14 protein-coding genes are annotated in these 14,222 nt (G+C 69.0%); 6 read left to right on the top strand and 8 right to left on the bottom strand.

The genetic code is table 11. The features are described from left to right. Positions 1-11 precede the first annotated feature (11 nt). Complete coding sequence (locus VGU65_RS07665) at positions 12-491, bottom strand: Lrp/AsnC family transcriptional regulator (protein WP_327474334.1); 480 nt, start codon at positions 489-491, stop codon at positions 12-14. 113 nt (positions 492-604) lie between these two features. Here VGU65_RS07665 and VGU65_RS07660 point away from each other — a divergent pair, with 113 nt between their 5' ends. From VGU65_RS07660 to VGU65_RS07650, 3 genes are read left to right on the top strand one after another with little or no spacing between them, the layout of a single operon-like run. Then, positions 605-1,558 carry a threonine ammonia-lyase gene (locus tag VGU65_RS07660; protein ID WP_327474331.1) on the top strand — a complete coding sequence of 318 codons (954 nt, stop codon included), beginning with the start codon at positions 605-607 and terminating at the stop codon, positions 1,556-1,558. Positions 1,559-1,583: 25 nt separating this feature from the next. Next, positions 1,584-2,198 carry a glutathione S-transferase family protein gene (locus VGU65_RS07655; RefSeq protein WP_327474330.1) on the top strand — a complete coding sequence of 205 codons (615 nt, stop codon included), beginning with the start codon at positions 1,584-1,586 and terminating at the stop codon, positions 2,196-2,198. A 2-nt stretch (positions 2,199-2,200) separates the two neighbouring features. Continuing rightward, positions 2,201-2,452, top strand: a complete 252-nt coding sequence (locus VGU65_RS07650) for a hypothetical protein (RefSeq protein ID WP_327474328.1) — start codon at positions 2,201-2,203, stop codon at positions 2,450-2,452. Positions 2,453-2,494: 42 nt separating this feature from the next. Here VGU65_RS07650 and VGU65_RS07645 read toward each other — a convergent pair whose 3' ends face one another. After that, positions 2,495-3,778, bottom strand: a complete 1,284-nt coding sequence (locus tag VGU65_RS07645; RefSeq protein WP_327474326.1) for a DUF763 domain-containing protein — start codon at positions 3,776-3,778, stop codon at positions 2,495-2,497. Positions 3,779-4,016: 238 nt separating this feature from the next. Between VGU65_RS07645 and VGU65_RS07640 the strand changes: the two genes are divergently transcribed. The 3 genes from VGU65_RS07640 to VGU65_RS07630 all read left to right on the top strand — a co-directional run bounded on the left by VGU65_RS07640 (position 4,017) and on the right by VGU65_RS07630 (position 7,325). After that, positions 4,017-5,081, top strand: coding sequence for an aminoglycoside phosphotransferase family protein (locus tag VGU65_RS07640; RefSeq protein ID WP_327474324.1), 1,065 nt, complete (start codon positions 4,017-4,019; stop codon positions 5,079-5,081). After that, on the top strand, positions 5,078-5,794 hold the full coding sequence (gene murU, locus VGU65_RS07635) for an N-acetylmuramate alpha-1-phosphate uridylyltransferase MurU (protein ID WP_327474322.1): 717 nt from the start codon (positions 5,078-5,080) through the stop codon (positions 5,792-5,794). The genes VGU65_RS07640 and murU overlap by 4 nt, the downstream gene beginning before the upstream one ends. Before the next feature lie 76 nt (positions 5,795-5,870). Then, the gene (locus VGU65_RS07630) at positions 5,871-7,325 is read left to right on the top strand and encodes a sensor histidine kinase (protein ID WP_327474320.1); all 1,455 of its coding nucleotides are present in this window, start codon (positions 5,871-5,873) and stop codon (positions 7,323-7,325) included. A gap of 8 nt (positions 7,326-7,333) precedes the next feature. Here VGU65_RS07630 and motB read toward each other — a convergent pair whose 3' ends face one another. The 6 genes from motB to tgt form a co-directional block, all read right to left on the bottom strand. After that, positions 7,334-8,389, bottom strand: coding sequence for a flagellar motor protein MotB (gene motB / locus VGU65_RS07625; RefSeq protein ID WP_327474318.1), 1,056 nt, complete (start codon positions 8,387-8,389; stop codon positions 7,334-7,336). Then, the gene (motA, locus tag VGU65_RS07620) at positions 8,386-9,255 is read right to left on the bottom strand and encodes a flagellar motor stator protein MotA (protein ID WP_327474316.1); all 870 of its coding nucleotides are present in this window, start codon (positions 9,253-9,255) and stop codon (positions 8,386-8,388) included. The genes motB and motA overlap by 4 nt, the downstream gene beginning before the upstream one ends. 238 nt (positions 9,256-9,493) lie before the next feature. Then, positions 9,494-10,468 carry a protein translocase subunit SecF gene (gene secF / locus VGU65_RS07615; protein ID WP_327474314.1) on the bottom strand — a complete coding sequence of 325 codons (975 nt, stop codon included), beginning with the start codon at positions 10,466-10,468 and terminating at the stop codon, positions 9,494-9,496. Between the two features lie 83 nt (positions 10,469-10,551). Beyond that, positions 10,552-12,432, bottom strand: a complete 1,881-nt coding sequence (gene secD, locus VGU65_RS07610) for a protein translocase subunit SecD (RefSeq protein WP_327474312.1) — start codon at positions 12,430-12,432, stop codon at positions 10,552-10,554. A gap of 79 nt (positions 12,433-12,511) precedes the next feature. After that, positions 12,512-12,844: a preprotein translocase subunit YajC gene (gene yajC / locus VGU65_RS07605; protein WP_327474310.1), complete on the bottom strand. Its 333-nt coding sequence runs from the start codon at positions 12,842-12,844 to the stop codon at positions 12,512-12,514. Between the two features lie 199 nt (positions 12,845-13,043). After that, the gene (tgt, locus tag VGU65_RS07600) at positions 13,044-14,183 is read right to left on the bottom strand and encodes a tRNA guanosine(34) transglycosylase Tgt (RefSeq protein WP_327474308.1); all 1,140 of its coding nucleotides are present in this window, start codon (positions 14,181-14,183) and stop codon (positions 13,044-13,046) included. Positions 14,184-14,222: the final 39 nt, after the last annotated feature.

The following is a 14,222-nucleotide window of genomic DNA, read 5'->3' as shown; positions in this document are numbered from 1 at the left end:
TCGGTGGCCCTTCAGGCCGCCGGCTCTTCCAGCGAGAGTGCCAGCCCACGCTTGAGCGTCCCCAATGCAACGCGGGTCCGGAAGCGCAGCACGTTGGCGTTCTCGATCATCAGCCGCTGCATCAGGGCCTCGTATGCCTGCACGTCGCGCACGGCGACGATCAGCACGTAGTCGCCCTCGCCGGTGACGTACCACGCCTCCTGGATCGCTGGCTCCGCAGCGATCCACTGCTTGAGGCGAAGCTGCAGTTCGGGACGCTCCCGCTCGACCTCGACATCGGCGATCACGGTCAGCGGCCGTCCCGCACACGCCGGATCGACCAGCGCTACCTCGGCCCGGATCACTCCATCCTCGCGCAGCCGGGCCAGCCGCCGCTGCACGGCCGAGGCCGACAGGCCGACCTGTGCGCCGATCGACTCGGCCGAACGACGCGCGTCGGTCTGCATGATCGCGAGGATGCCGCGGTCGAATTTGTCCAGATCGATGGCCATCGGCGGCTATGCCTCGGAGGTCGGGGAGAAATCCTGTTTTGCCCGCAATGAATGCGGCCAGGCTGCGCGGGCGGACCCTAGCATGATCAGCCGTCCCCACTGCAAGGCCGGCCATGGCGCCCATCCCTCGCTTCGACCGCATCGTGCAGGCAGCCCGGTACATCGATCCGCTGTTCCTCCAGACGCCGCTGGTCCGCGACGATGCGCTCGACCGCATGCTGGGTTGCCGGTTGCTCGCGAAGATCGAGCTCGCCAATGCGATCGGGTCGTTCAAGGGCCGCGGCGCGGAGCTCTTCTGCGCCACCGAACTGGCGGCTGCCGAAGCGGTGTGTTGTGCGTCCGCCGGCAACTTCGGCCAGGGCCTCGCCCGCGCGGCGGCACGGCGCGGCCATGCCTGCACGGTGTTCGCGGCATGCGACGCCAACCCGGTGAAAGTCGAAGCGATGCGCCGCTTCGGCGCGCGGGTGGTGCTGGAGGGCGACGACTTCGACGCCGCCAAGGACGCGGCGCGTGCCCATGCGGCCGAAGACGACCTGCGCTATGTGGAAGACGGCGCCGAGGCAGCGATTGCCGAAGGCGCCGGCACCGTGGCTCTGGAGCTGCTGCGCGATGCCGACTTCGACACCTTGGTTGTACCTCTCGGCAACGGCGCCCTGCTGGCCGGCATCGCGACCGTGCTGCGCCGGCTCGCACCCACCGTGCGGATCATCGCCGCGGTGGCCGCCGGCGCGCCGGCGATGAAGCTCTCGCTCGATGCCGGGCACGTGGTCGCCACCGCGCGCGCCGACACGATCGCTGACGGCATCGCCGTGCGTGCGCCGATCGCCGCCACGCTCGACTACCTGCGTAGCTGCTGCGATGCCAGCGTCGCGGTCTCCGAGTCGCAGATCTTCGACGCCATGCGGCTGATCCACCGGCACCTGGGCCACGACGTCGAACCGGCCGCCGCCGTCGGCGTGGCCGCCGTGCTGGCGCAACCCCTGCATCACGCCGGCCGGCGCGTTGCGACCGTGCTCACCGGCGCCAATCTTTCCGGCCCGATGCGGGCGCGCCTGCTCGCCGGCTGAGCCCATCCCCTCGACGGAGTCCCCCATGAAGCTGCTTTACCAGACCCATTCACCCTACGCCCGCAAGGTGCTGGTCGCCGCCCACGAGCTGGGCATCGCCGACCGCCTCGAAGTCGTCCACCACGAGACCAGCCCCACCCGCCGCAACGCAGAGGTGTTCACCCTCAACCCGCTCGGCAAGGTGCCCGTGCTGATCGATGGCGGGCGGGTGCTGTTCGACTCGAACGTCATCTGCGAGTACCTCGATGAGCTCGACGGGCAGCACATGCTCATTCCGAGCACCCCCGCCCAGCGTTACCGTGCGCTGCGACTGCAGGCGCTGGCGCAAGGCATGGCCGACGCCGGCATCGCGGTGCGCTGGGAGGCCGAGCGCCGCCCCGAAGCTCTGCGTTGGCCGGCCATGCATGAGGGCCAGCTGCAGAAGGTCGTCGCCGCCTGCGACTATCTGGAGGCCGAGCTCGCCGAGAACCTTTCCGCAGACATCGGTACGATCGCGCTGGCCACCACATTGAGCTGGATCGAATTCCGCGCGATCTACGCTTTCCAGGCGGGCCGGCCGCGGCTGGCCGCCTGGTACGCGGACTTCTGCACGCGCGCCTCGATGCGCACCACCGCGCTGCACGGCGACACGCGGGACTGATCGTGGCCACCCACGCCGACCTTCGACCGACCATCCCGGCCACCGTGGCTTCCCTGTGGACCGGACTGTTGTTCCTGCATGGCTATCTCGGCGACTGGCGACTGGACCGGCGATTGGCCGACAGGTTGACCCCTGACAGCCCCGTCGCGGGCACTGAGTCGACGCCTCCCGACCCGCCTCGGGTCGCGCCGAACGGCGGGACGGAACGGCGCGTTCGCCAAGGCATCGGCGATGGCGACATGCGCCACCAGTGAGGCTCACGCGAAACAGCGGCCCCGAAGGCGAAGGGGCACCGGCTACGACGCCTTCTTTCGGCCACTCGCTGGCGGCACAACCGCCGGCGGCTCCCAGCCGAACACGCTGCGGCCGCCGTACTCGTGGGAGTGCTGGCGCTCCTGCACGATGTACTGCTCCACCGACGGCCCGGTGGCGTATTGCTCCAGGCGGCGGGCCTGATCGTCCAGCCGTTTCAGCGCGGCCAGTTGTTCCTCGCGCCCAAGCCTGGCGCTCTCGACCGCCGACTTGAGGACGCCAATGGTGTGGTCGTACACGCGCGTGGGCACCGGAAACGGGTGGCGGTCCTTGCCGCCATGGGCCAGCGAGAAGCGCGCCGGATCGCTGAAACGACACGGCGTGCCGTGCACTACTTCGGCGACCATCGCCAGCGCCCTCACGGTGCGCGCGCCCACGCCGGCCACCTGAAGCAACTCGGTGAAGTCGCGCGGGCCGTTTTCCGCCGCGGCTGCCAGTGCGCCATGCAGGCGGCGCGCGACCACGTTGCTTGCGCGCACGTCGTGATGATCCGGCATGGCCAGATGCGGCAGCAGACCCAGTTGCAACGGCTGGTCGTCAGAAGTTGCGGCGGCAGGCTCGCCCTCGATGCGCGCGAACTCGCGCGCGATGCGGTCGGGGCCCAGCGTCTGCAGCAAGTCGAGCTGCGCCACGCGCGAGGCGTGCGCGCGGCGGTCGGCGAGGTTCACGATGCGGCCCTGGCTCCGTCCATCGACTGCCGCGTGCGGATCGTCCACGAAGCTCGTGAGGTTTTCCGACAGCCAGTGGTAGCGCCGCGCCTGCCGGCGCTCGCCGTTCATGCCCTGCTGCACCACCACCCATCGGCCGTCGTCGCTGACGATGAAACCGTGCAGGTAGAGGTCGAAGCCGTCCTGCACCGCAGCGCTGTCCACCTTGGCCACCAGTCGGCTGGCGGTGGCCAGCGCGGTGCCGTCGAAGCCGACCCGTTCGCCGATTGCGACCAGTTCAGCCGGCGTGGCGCGCGAATGTTTGCCGCGCCCGCCGCAGACGTGGAGGCCGAGTTCCTTCGACAGTGGCGCGAGCCCGCGCTTGAGCGCGCCGATCACGCTGGTGGTGATGCCTGAGGAATGCCAGTCCATGCCCATCACGGCGCCGAAGGACTGGAACCAGAACGGATGCGCCAGGCGGCGCAGTAACTCGTCGCGGCCGTACTCGCGCACGATCGCCTCGACCATCAGCGCACCCAGCCGCGTCATGCGGTCGGCCAGCCAGCGCGGCACGCGTCCGCCGTGCAGCGGCAGGTCGGCGCTTCCGGATCGTCGGGTCATGTGGATGGGGCTCCAGGAAAAAGGTGGTGCTGCGTTTCCCTTGGCTTCCCTGGGGCCGGTTCAGCGACGGCGCGGCGCAGGCGCGCCTGCACGAGTATCGCAGATGGCGTTTCCGCCAGATGAACCGCGGGGCTTCCGGGCAGGCCTTCGCGGTGTCGCTGGCGGAATGCGCGGGTGCCGATGGACCGCATCCTCGCCGGCTCGCTAAGCTGGCGCGATCCTCCCGCCCGACGCCCCCATGACCGCCGCTTCCGACCGCGCCGCCGACCGCCTCGCCTGGGCCCGCGCCGCCCTCCACGACGACTCGCTTACCCTGGAACCCGCTTCTGCCGACGCCAGTTTCCGCAGCTACTGGCGCACGCATTGCGACGGCAGCAGCTGGATCGTTATGGACTCGCCCCCGGCGCTGGAAGATCCCGCCCCCTGGCTCGCCATCGGCGAGCGTCTGCGCGCCGCCGGCCTGCACGTGCCGGCCGTGCGGGCGCACGACCTGGCGCAGGGCTTTCTGCTGATCGAGGACCTGGGCCACCGGCTCTACCTGCCCGCCCTGGACGCGTCCAGCGCCGATGCGCTCTACGGCCAGGCGATGGAGGCGCTGCTGCGCATCCAGAGCGCGGTCGACGGCTCCTCGCTGCCGCCCTACAACCACGCCTTCCTGCAGCGGGAACTGGAGCTGATGCCCGAATGGTTCCTGCAGCGCCACCTGGGTTACACGCCCGCGTGCGAGGAATGGGACGTGATCGAGCAGGCCTTCACCGTGCTGCTGCACAACGCCGCCGAGCAGCCGCGGGTGTTCGTGCACCGCGACTTCCACAGCCGCAATCTGCTGATCGTCGAGGCGCCGGCCGATCCGGCGCTGCTGTCGAATCCCGGCATCATTGCGCCGGGACTCTTGAGCCCCGGCATTATCGACTTCCAGGGCGCGCTGTACGGCCCGCTCGCCTACGACCTGGCCTCGCTGCTGCGCGACTGCTACATCGCCTGGGACGAGGCGCGCGTGCTGGACTGGGCCGAAGCCTACCGCCGCCGCGCCGAGGAGGCCGGCCTGATCGATCCATCGGTCGACGCCACGCGCTTCCGCCGCTGGTTCGACCTGATCGGCCTGCAGCGGCACGTCAAGGTGCTCGGCATCTTCTGCCGCCTGTGGTACCGCGACGGCAAGCCCGGTTACCTCGCCGACCTGCCGCGCGTGCTCGGTTACGTGCTGGGCGTGGCGCGCCGCTACCCGGAACTGGCCGACTTCGCCGCGCTGGTCGAGCGCTGCGTCGGCAGTCGCGACATCACCGAGCCGGTAGCCGCATGAGGCACGCGCTGATCTTCGCCGCCGGGCTGGGCGAGCGCATGCGCCCGCTCACCGACCACCACCCCAAGCCGCTGCTGGAGGCCGGCGGCAAACCGCTGATCGTGTGGCACCTGGAGAAACTCGCCGCCGCCGGCGTGCATTACGTGGTCATCAACACCTCGCACCTGGCCGGCCAGTTCCCCGAGGCGCTCGGCGACGGCAGCCGCTGGGGCCTGCGCATCCGCTACGCCTATGAAGGGCCGACGCCGTTGGAGACCGGCGGCGGCATGCTCAACGCGCTGCCGTTGCTGGACGACGCACCGTTCCTGGCCGTGAACGGCGACATCCACAGCGACGTGGACTACGCCGGCCTGCCGCCGCAACCGCAGGGCCTCGCCCAACTGGTGATGGTGGACAACCCCGCGCACCACCCGCAGGGCGATTTCATGCTCGACGCCGAAGGGCGCTTGCACGCCGAGGGCGACCCGCGGCTGACCTTCAGCGGCATCGGTGTGTACCGGCCGGAACTGCTCCGGGACTGGCGCGCTGTGATCGGCGAATCGGCGTGCCTGGAGTCGACCCCGGCGCGCTTCAAGCTCGCGCCGCTGCTGCGCGCGGCCATGGCCGCAGGCCGCGCGCACGGCACGCACCACCGCGGGACCTGGACCGACGTCGGCACACCCGCACGACTGGCTGAGCTCGACGAGCGGCTGCGGCGACAGCGCGCCACATAACGCGCGCCCTGCACGGGCGCGCCCTATAGTTGCTCCAGATACCTATGATCAGGCCGCCATGGACGACCCGGAACGGATGCGATCCCCACCAGACATGCCCGCACGCGTGCGCGGCTACGACTGGGCAGCGACGGCGCTGGGTCCGCTGGAACAATGGCCGCAGGCGTTGCGCACGGCCGTCGACATCGCCCTCTCCAGCCAGCTGCCGATGGTGATGGCCTGGGGACCCGACGCCCAGCTCATCTACAACGACGCCTATGCCGGCTTCGCCGGCGGCCGCCATCCTTACCTGCTGGGCCTGAACGTGCTGGCCGCCTGGCCGGAGGTGGCCGACTTCAACCAGCACGTGCTCGACGTGACCCTGGCGGGTGGCTCGCTGTCCTTCAAGGACCAGCCGCTGGTGCTGTTCCGCAACGGCCATGCCGAGAACGTTTGGCTCGACCTGGACTACACGCCGCTGCGCGATGGCGACGGCGTGCCGCGCGGCTTCCTCGCGATCGTGGTGGAAACCACCACTCGCGTACTGGCCGAACGCGGCTACCAACGCGCCCGCGAGCAGGTGGAACTCGCGCTCGACGCCGGCGCGGTGATCGGCACCTGGCTGTGGGACGTGCAGAACGACCGGGTGACGGCCGACAGCCGTTTCGCGCGCAGCTTCTCGCTCGACCCGGCGGAGGCGGCTGCCGGACTGCCCGTTTCGGCCTTCCTTCAGAGCATCCACCCGCAGGACTTGCCCGAGGTGGAGGAGCGCGTCCGGGAGAGCCTGAACACCGGTGCGCCCTACCGCTGCCAGTACCGCATTCGCCAGCCCGACGACAGCTACCTGTGGGTCGAGGCCTCCGGTCGCTGCGAGCACGACGCCGACCGCCGGCCGACCTACTTCGCGGGCCTGATCGTCGACGTGGGGGAGCGCAAGCTGGCCGAGCAGCAGCAACGCACCATGATCAACGAACTCAACCACCGGGTGAAGAACACCCTGGCGATCGTGCAGTCGCTGGCGGCGCAATCCTTCAGCGGCGCCACCTCGGTGGAAAGCGCGGCCGAGGTATTCAATGCCCGGCTGATCTCGCTCTCGCATGCCCACGACGTGCTCACGCGCGAGCACTGGCAAAGCGCGCTGCTGAGCGAGCTGGTCAGGCAGATGGCACGCTCGCACAACTTCCGCGGCAGCGAACGCTTCGAGATCGACGGCCCGCGCGTGCGGCTGCCTCCGCAGCATGCGCTGGCCTTCGCCATGGCCCTGCACGAGCTGGCGACCAACGCGATCAAGTACGGCGCGCTGGGCGACCGGGGCGGCGGCGTGCGCATCCATTGGCGAGTCGCCGAGGGTGCGGGCGGACGCGTCCTCCATCTGGACTGGGTCGAGCACGGCGGCCCCCCGGTGTCGCCGCCCACCCGCAAGGGCTTCGGCACCCGCCTGATCGAGCGTTCACTCGATCCCGCACGCAACGGTGCGGTGAGCTTCGACTACCGTGAAGACGGACTGGTCTGCCACATCGCCATTCCGCTGCCGACCGTGCAGGAAGACTGAGCCGCGCCTCAGCGCCCGGCCGGGCGCAAGGTGGGCGGCACCGGCAAGGCGCTCGCTGCGACCGGTTCGGCGGCGGGCGACGTGCCGGCCGGCCTTTCGGGCGCGGGCGAGGCCCCGGCTGGTGCGACCGCAGGAACCAGCGCCGCCGTCGGCATGCGCGCGCCCGGCGCCGGGTTGCCATCCACCACGTCTTGCGACAGCGCCGCCGCCTCCGCTTCCTTGGTCATGACGATGATGCTGATGCGCCGATTGATCGGGTTGTCCGGGTGGGCCTTGTCCAGCGGCACCGACGCCGCCAGGCCCACCACACGCGCGGTCTTGCCCTTCTCCATGCCGCCGGCCACCAGCGCGCGGCGCGCGGCATTGGCGCGGTCGGTGGAGAGCTCCCAGTTGCTGTAGTCCTTGTCGTTGGCGTAGGGCGCATCGTCGGTGTGGCCGGTGATGCTGACACGGTTGGGCACGCGGTTGATGAAGGTACCCACCTCGCTGAGGATCAGGCGCGTGTAGTCCTTCAGCTGCGCGCTGCCGGTGTCGAACATCGGACGGTTGAGCTTGTCCACGATCTGGATGCGCAGGCCCTCGGGCGTGATGTCCAGCAATAGCTGGTCCTTGAACGGCGCCAGCGCCTGGCTCTTCTGGATGGCCGCGTTGAGTTGCTGCATGAGCTCCTGCAGGCGTGCCTTTTCCTGCGCGCGGGCGCGCTTGTCGATCTCTTCCTTGGAGGCCGCGCCGGGCGGGCCGTTGTGGCGGTCCTTGCCCGGGCCGTGCGACAGGTCCATCGCGCCGCCGAGCTGCACGGCCGCGTCGCTGGCGCCACCCGGGCCCATGCGCCCGGGCGGCGCCACGGTCGCGTTGCCCGGCGTCATGCTGGGGTTCTTGAAATACTCGGAGATCGCCGCCTTCTGCTCGCGCGTACCGGCGCCCAGGATCCACATCACCAGGAAGAACGCCATCATCGCCGTGACGAAATCGGCGTAGGCCACCTTCCAGGCACCGCCGTGGTAGCCGTGCGCCCGCTTCCTCACCCGCTTGATGATGATCGGCTGGCCGCCTCCCTCGCTCATGCACCGGCTCCGGCGCGGGCGCCCTTGAGATGGTCTTCCAGGTCCTGGAAGTTGGGGCGCGCATGCGCCGAGAGCGCCTTGCGCGCGAACTCCACCGCCACCTTGGGGTTGTAGCCGCGCAGGTTGGCCAGCAGGGCCACCTTGACGCACTCGTAGGCCTTGCCGTCCTCGCGCACGCGGCTCTCCATCGCCGCGGCCAGCGGGCCGATGAAGCCATAGCACAGCAGGATCCCCAGGAAGGTGCCGACCAGCGCGCCGGCGATGTGCTCGCCGATGCGCGAGGTATCGCCGCCCAGGTTGGACATCGTGGTGACGATGCCGAGCACGGCGGCCACGATGCCGAAGCCGGGCAGCGCGTCGGCCATCTTCGCCACCGCCTGGGAGGGCGCCTCGGCCTCGTGGTGGTGGTTCTCGACCTCGGCGTCCAGCAAGGCCTCCAGTTCGTGCGGCTCCATGCTGCCACCCACGATCAGGCGCAGGCAGTCGGTGATGAATTCCACCAGGTGGTGCTCCCCGAGCAGGCGCGGATAGGCCGAGAACACCGGGCTCGCCTGCGGGTCCTCGATGTGCGATTCCATGCCCAGCACGCCTTCCTTGCGCATCACGCCGAAGATGTCGTAGAGCAGCGCAAGCAGATCCACATAGTCCTGCTTGCGGTAGGCCGGGCCCTTCACCAGCGCCGCCGCCTCGCGCAGGGCAGCCTTGACCACCTTGCTGGGGTTGGCAGTCAGAAAGGCGCCGATCGCTCCCCCGAAAATGATCAGCAATTCGTAGGGTTGCCAGAGCGCCAGCAGTTGTCCGTGCGACATCACGTAGCCGCCCAGCACGCAGCCGATCACGATGAAGGTTCCAACCAAGACCAGCATTTCAAACTCCGGGGCGCGCGCCTTGCAGCCTCCACGGTTATCGGTCGCGCGGCGGAAAAATTGAACGCGGCAGGATGGGTATGGGAATACGCACCGGCAGGATCCCCGACTCCAGGGCGCTCCGCCCCCCTTCGGACGCAGCCCTGGGCGGAATCGATCGCCGCCGGGCAGGCGGGACGCTGGCCCCAAAAGAAAAAGCCCGGCGCGGGCCGGGCTCCTTCGAGGGCTGGGGAACCGGCTAGGGCCGGCGTGCCAGCTCCGGGTTGTCCTTGGTCTGCGGCATCAGATCCTTCTTCGATACGCCCAGCCACAGCAGGATCGGGCTGGCCACGAAGATCGAGGACAGCGTGCCCACCACGATGCCGATCAGCATGGTGATCGCGAAGCCGTGCACCGCCGTGCCACCGAAGAAGTACAGCGCCGCCATGGTGATGCCGGTGAACAGAGAGGTGATGATGGTTCGCGACAGCGTGGTGTTGATCGAGCGGTTGAGGATCTCCTCCGGCTCGGCCTTGCGCGAGAGGCGGAAGAGTTCACGGATACGGTCGAACACCACCACCTTGTCGTTGATCGAGTAGCCGATCACCGCCAGCACCGAGGCCAGCACGGTCATGTCGAACTCGCGCTGCACCAGCGCGATCACGCCCAGCGTCACCAGCGTGTCGTGCACCTCGGTGAGCAGCGCCGCCACGGCGAAACGCCGCTCGAAGCGGATCCACAGGTAGATGCCGATGCCGATGATCACGAAGATCGCCGCGATCGAGCCGTCGCTCTTGAGCTCGTCGCCGACCTGCGCGGTGACGAAGTTGCGGCTGCTCAGGGTGGCGTCCGGACGCTCCTTCTTGAGCGCCGCCATCACGTCGGCGGCGACCTTGTCGGCCCGGGCCGATTCGCTCTGGCCGGCGGTGGCCGCGGCGGCGGCCTTGTCGTCCTTCGGCTGCAGGCGGATCACCACCTGGCGCGAGCCGCCCAGGCTCTGCACCACCGGGTTCTCGATGCCGGCCTGGTCCAGCGCCTTGCGTACGTCGCCGATGTCGATGGTGCTGGCGTACTTGACCTCCACCGAGATGCCACCGGTGAAGTCCAGGCCGTAGTTGAGCCCGCGGGTGAAGATAAGCACGACCGACGCGATCACCAGCAGGATGGCGATGGCCACGCTGACCTTGCGCATGCGCAGGAAGGGCACGTTGGCGTTGTGGTTGAAGATTTCCATCGTGGGATTCTCTGTACGGAGATCCGTCTCCGGGGTAACGCGGCCGTCCGTGGCCGCACTCTTCAATGCCTAGACCGACAGGCTTAGACCGACAGCGTCTTGAGCTTGCGGTTGCCGTGGATCAGCGCGGTGATCGCGTGGGTCACGGTGACCGACGTGAACATCGAGGTCATGATGCCGATGAACAGCGTCACGCCGAAGCCCTTGATCGGGCCGGAGCCCATCGTGGTCAGCGCCAGCGCGGCGATCAGGTGGGTCACGTTGGCATCCAGGATGGTCGCCCAGGCCTTCTCGTAGCCGGCGCGGATCGAGGCGTGCGGGCTGGAGCCGTTGCGCAGCTCCTCGCGCACGCGCTCGCAGATCAGCACGTTGGCGTCGATCGCCATGCCCAGGGTCAGCACGATGCCGGCGATGCCCGGCATGGTCAGGGTCACGCCGATCATCGACATCACCGCGACCAGGATCACCAGGTTGAAGAACAGCGCGATGTCCGCCACCAGGCCGAACAGGTGGTAGTAGATTGCCGCCGCCAGCAGCACCAGCCCCAGGCCCAGCAACACGGCGCGCAGGCCCTGCTTGATGTTGTCCTGGCCCAGGCTCGGGCCGACCACGTTCTGCGAGACGATGTCCATGGGCGCGGCCAGCGAGCCACCCTTGAGCAGCAGCGCGAGCTCGGAGGCTTCCTTGGGCGTGGCCAGGCCGGTGGTCTGGAACTGCTTGCCGAACACGCCCTGGATGGTCGCGTCGCTGATGACCTCCTGCGTGGTGTGCGGCACGCGCACTTCCTTGCCGTCGACCATCTTGGTGTCGTACACGGTTTCCACGTACACCACCGCCATCGGCTTGCCGACGTTGGCGCTGGTGAAGTCGAGCATCTTCTTGGCGCCGGAGGCGCTCAGGGTGACGTCCACCTTGGGCGTGCCGCTCTGCTGGTCGACGCCGGAGGCGGCATCCACCAGCTCATCGCCAGTGGCGATGATGCGCTTGCTGACCAGCACCGGCCGGTTGGTGCCGCGCTCGTAATAGAGGTTGGCGTCCGGCGGCACGTTGCCGGTGCGCGCCGCCTCGACCGCACGCGGATCGCCCGGATAGCCGATGCCGGCACGGTATTCCAGGGTGGCGATGGCACCGATCACCTTCTTGGCCTCGGCCGGGTTCTGCACGCCGGCGAGCTCGACCACGATCTGGTCCTCGCCCTGCTGCTGGATCACCGGCTCGGAGACGCCGAGCGCGTTGACGCGGTTGCGCAGCGTGCCGGTGTTCTGGCGGATGGTGGCCAGCGCCAGTTCGCGCAGCTTCTCCGGCTTGACCGTGACGTTGAGCAGGAAACGGTCGCCGGTGCTGGGGCCGTCCTGCACGATGAGGTCCGGATACTCCGCGCCGATCGTGGCGGCGGCCGCGCTGCGGTCCGCGGCCGAACGCAGCACCACGGCCACGCCCTGCCCGCGCTGCGCGTTGCGCGCGACCGATTCGTAGCGGATGTTCTTCTCGCGCAGCAGGCTGCGGATGTCGTCGGCGTAGCGCTCTTCCTGCTTGTCGACCACCGCGTTCTGGTCCACCGCCATCAGGAAGTGCACGCCGCCCTGCAGGTCCAGGCCCAGCGGCATGGAGTTGGCGTGGATGGCGCGCAGCCAGGCCGGAACGGTGGATGCCAGGTTGAGCGCAACGGTGTAGTTGTCGCCCAGCGCGCCCTTGACCACGTCGGCGGCCTTGGCCTGCACGTCGGCGTTGGCGAAGTCGGCCACCAGGTGGTCGCCCTCGACCTTGAGGCCGCTGTAGGGCACGTTCTGCTGCTTCAGGGCCGCGGCGACCTTCTGCTCGACCGAGCTGTCGAGCACCGCGCCGTGCGTGGCGATCACCTGCACCGACGGCACCGGCGGGAAGGCGTTGGGCAGCGCGTAGACGATGCCCAGCAGCAATACCAACGCGACCAGCGCGTATTTCCAGCGTGGAAAGTCACTCATGCCTTAAGAAGCCCGTTCTCGTTACTTCGAAGGCCGCGGCCCCCTCGGCCGCGGCGGATGGCCTTTGCCGGCCTTGGGATCAGGAGGCCTTCAGCGTGCCCTTGGGCAGCACCTGCGATACGGCGCCCTTCTGCAGCTTGATCTTCACGTTCGGCGCGATCTCGACAGTGAGGAAGCTCTCGCCCACCTCCTCCACGCGGCCGGCGATGCCGCCGTTGCTGACCACCTCATCGCCCTTGGCCAGCGCGGCCACCAGGTTGCGGTGCTCCTTCTGGCGCTTCATTTGCGGGCGGATCATCAGGAAGTAGAAGATCGCGAACAGCGCGATCAGCGGCAGGAAGCTGAAGAGCGGATTGCCCGGTGCGGCGGCGGGAGCGGCCTGGGCGATCACGAGCGGCATCGGAAGACTCATCGTTTCATCCTGCAAGTTGTGGCGCGGGCTCAAGATTTCGGCCCGCGCCGGAAAAAGGTCTTGGATTATGCCATGCACCCCCGGGGCATGCACGGCGCGTTCACGGGTCATGGCGCCGCGCACGGGCGTTTGCAAGCGCCGTCGCCATGGAACGGGCGCCGCCCGGAAAGTTCCGCCGGCGCCCGCCCGTGCGGGGACTTCAGGCCGCGGCCCCCCGCCGCCGGGCGTAGAAGGCGGCGACGAAGTCCTCCAGCGTACCGGCCGCGATCGCCCCGCGCAGCCCGGCCATCAACCGCTGGTAGTGGCGCAGGTTGTGGTGGGTGGCCAGCGTACTGGCGAGGATCTCGTTGCAGCGGTCCAGGTGGCGCAGGTAGGCGCGCGAGAAGCCGTTGGCGCAGGCGTAGCAGTCGCAGCCTTCCTCGATCACGCGGGTGTCGTCGGCGTACTTGGCGTTGCGGATGCGCAGCGTCCCCTCGGGCACGAACAGGAAGCCGTTGCGCGCGTTGCGGGTGGGCATCACGCAGTCGAACATGTCGATGCCGCGGCACACGGCTTCCACGATGTCCTCCGGCCGTCCCACGCCCATCAGGTAGCGCGGCATGTCCGCAGGCAGCATGGCCACGGTGAAGTCCAGCGTGCGGTTGCGTTCGGCCTCCGGCTCGCCCACGGCCAGGCCGCCGACCGCGTAGCCGTCGAAGCCGATGCCGACCAGGCCTTCGGCCGAACGCCGGCGCAGCGGCTCGTACACGCCGCCCTGCACGATGCCGAACAGCGCGTTGGGCGGCTTTGAACAGGCACGTTGCAACTGATCGAACGCGAGGCGCGAGCGCTCGGCCCAGCGCAGCGACATGGCCATCGAGTCTTCCGCCTGCTTCTCGGTGGCCGGATAGGGCGTGCACTCGTCGAAGATCATGGCGATGTCCGAGTCCAGCACGGTCTGGATCTTCATCGACACTTCGGGCGACAGGAACACCTTGGAACCGTCCACCGGCGAGGCGAAGGTCACCCCTTCCTCGGCCAGCTTGCGCTTGTGCGCCAGCGAGAACACCTGGAAGCCGCCCGAATCGGTGAGGATCGGTTTGTCCCAGCCGATGAAGCGGTGCAGGCCGGCGAACTTCTCCACGATCTCCAGGCCTGGCCGCAGGTAGAGATGGAAGGTGTTGCCCAGGACGATCTCGGCGCCGAGCTCGGTGAGGTCGCGCGGGGTCATCGCCTTGACCGAGCCGTAGGTGCCCACGGGCATGAACGCGGGGGTTTCCACCGTACCGCGGGCGAAGGCCAGGCGGCCGCGGCGGGCGGCGCCGTCGCGGGCCAGCAGATCGAAAGTCATGGAAGTCATCGCGGCATTATCGCATCGCCGTGCCTTCCCTTCCCTGGC

Source organism: Frateuria sp. (assembly GCF_035943815.1).
Classification (GTDB): domain Bacteria; phylum Pseudomonadota; class Gammaproteobacteria; order Xanthomonadales; family Rhodanobacteraceae; genus Frateuria_A.
The sequence above is the reverse complement of the archived record's forward strand: the minus strand, read 5'-3'. Positions and strand labels throughout refer to the sequence as shown.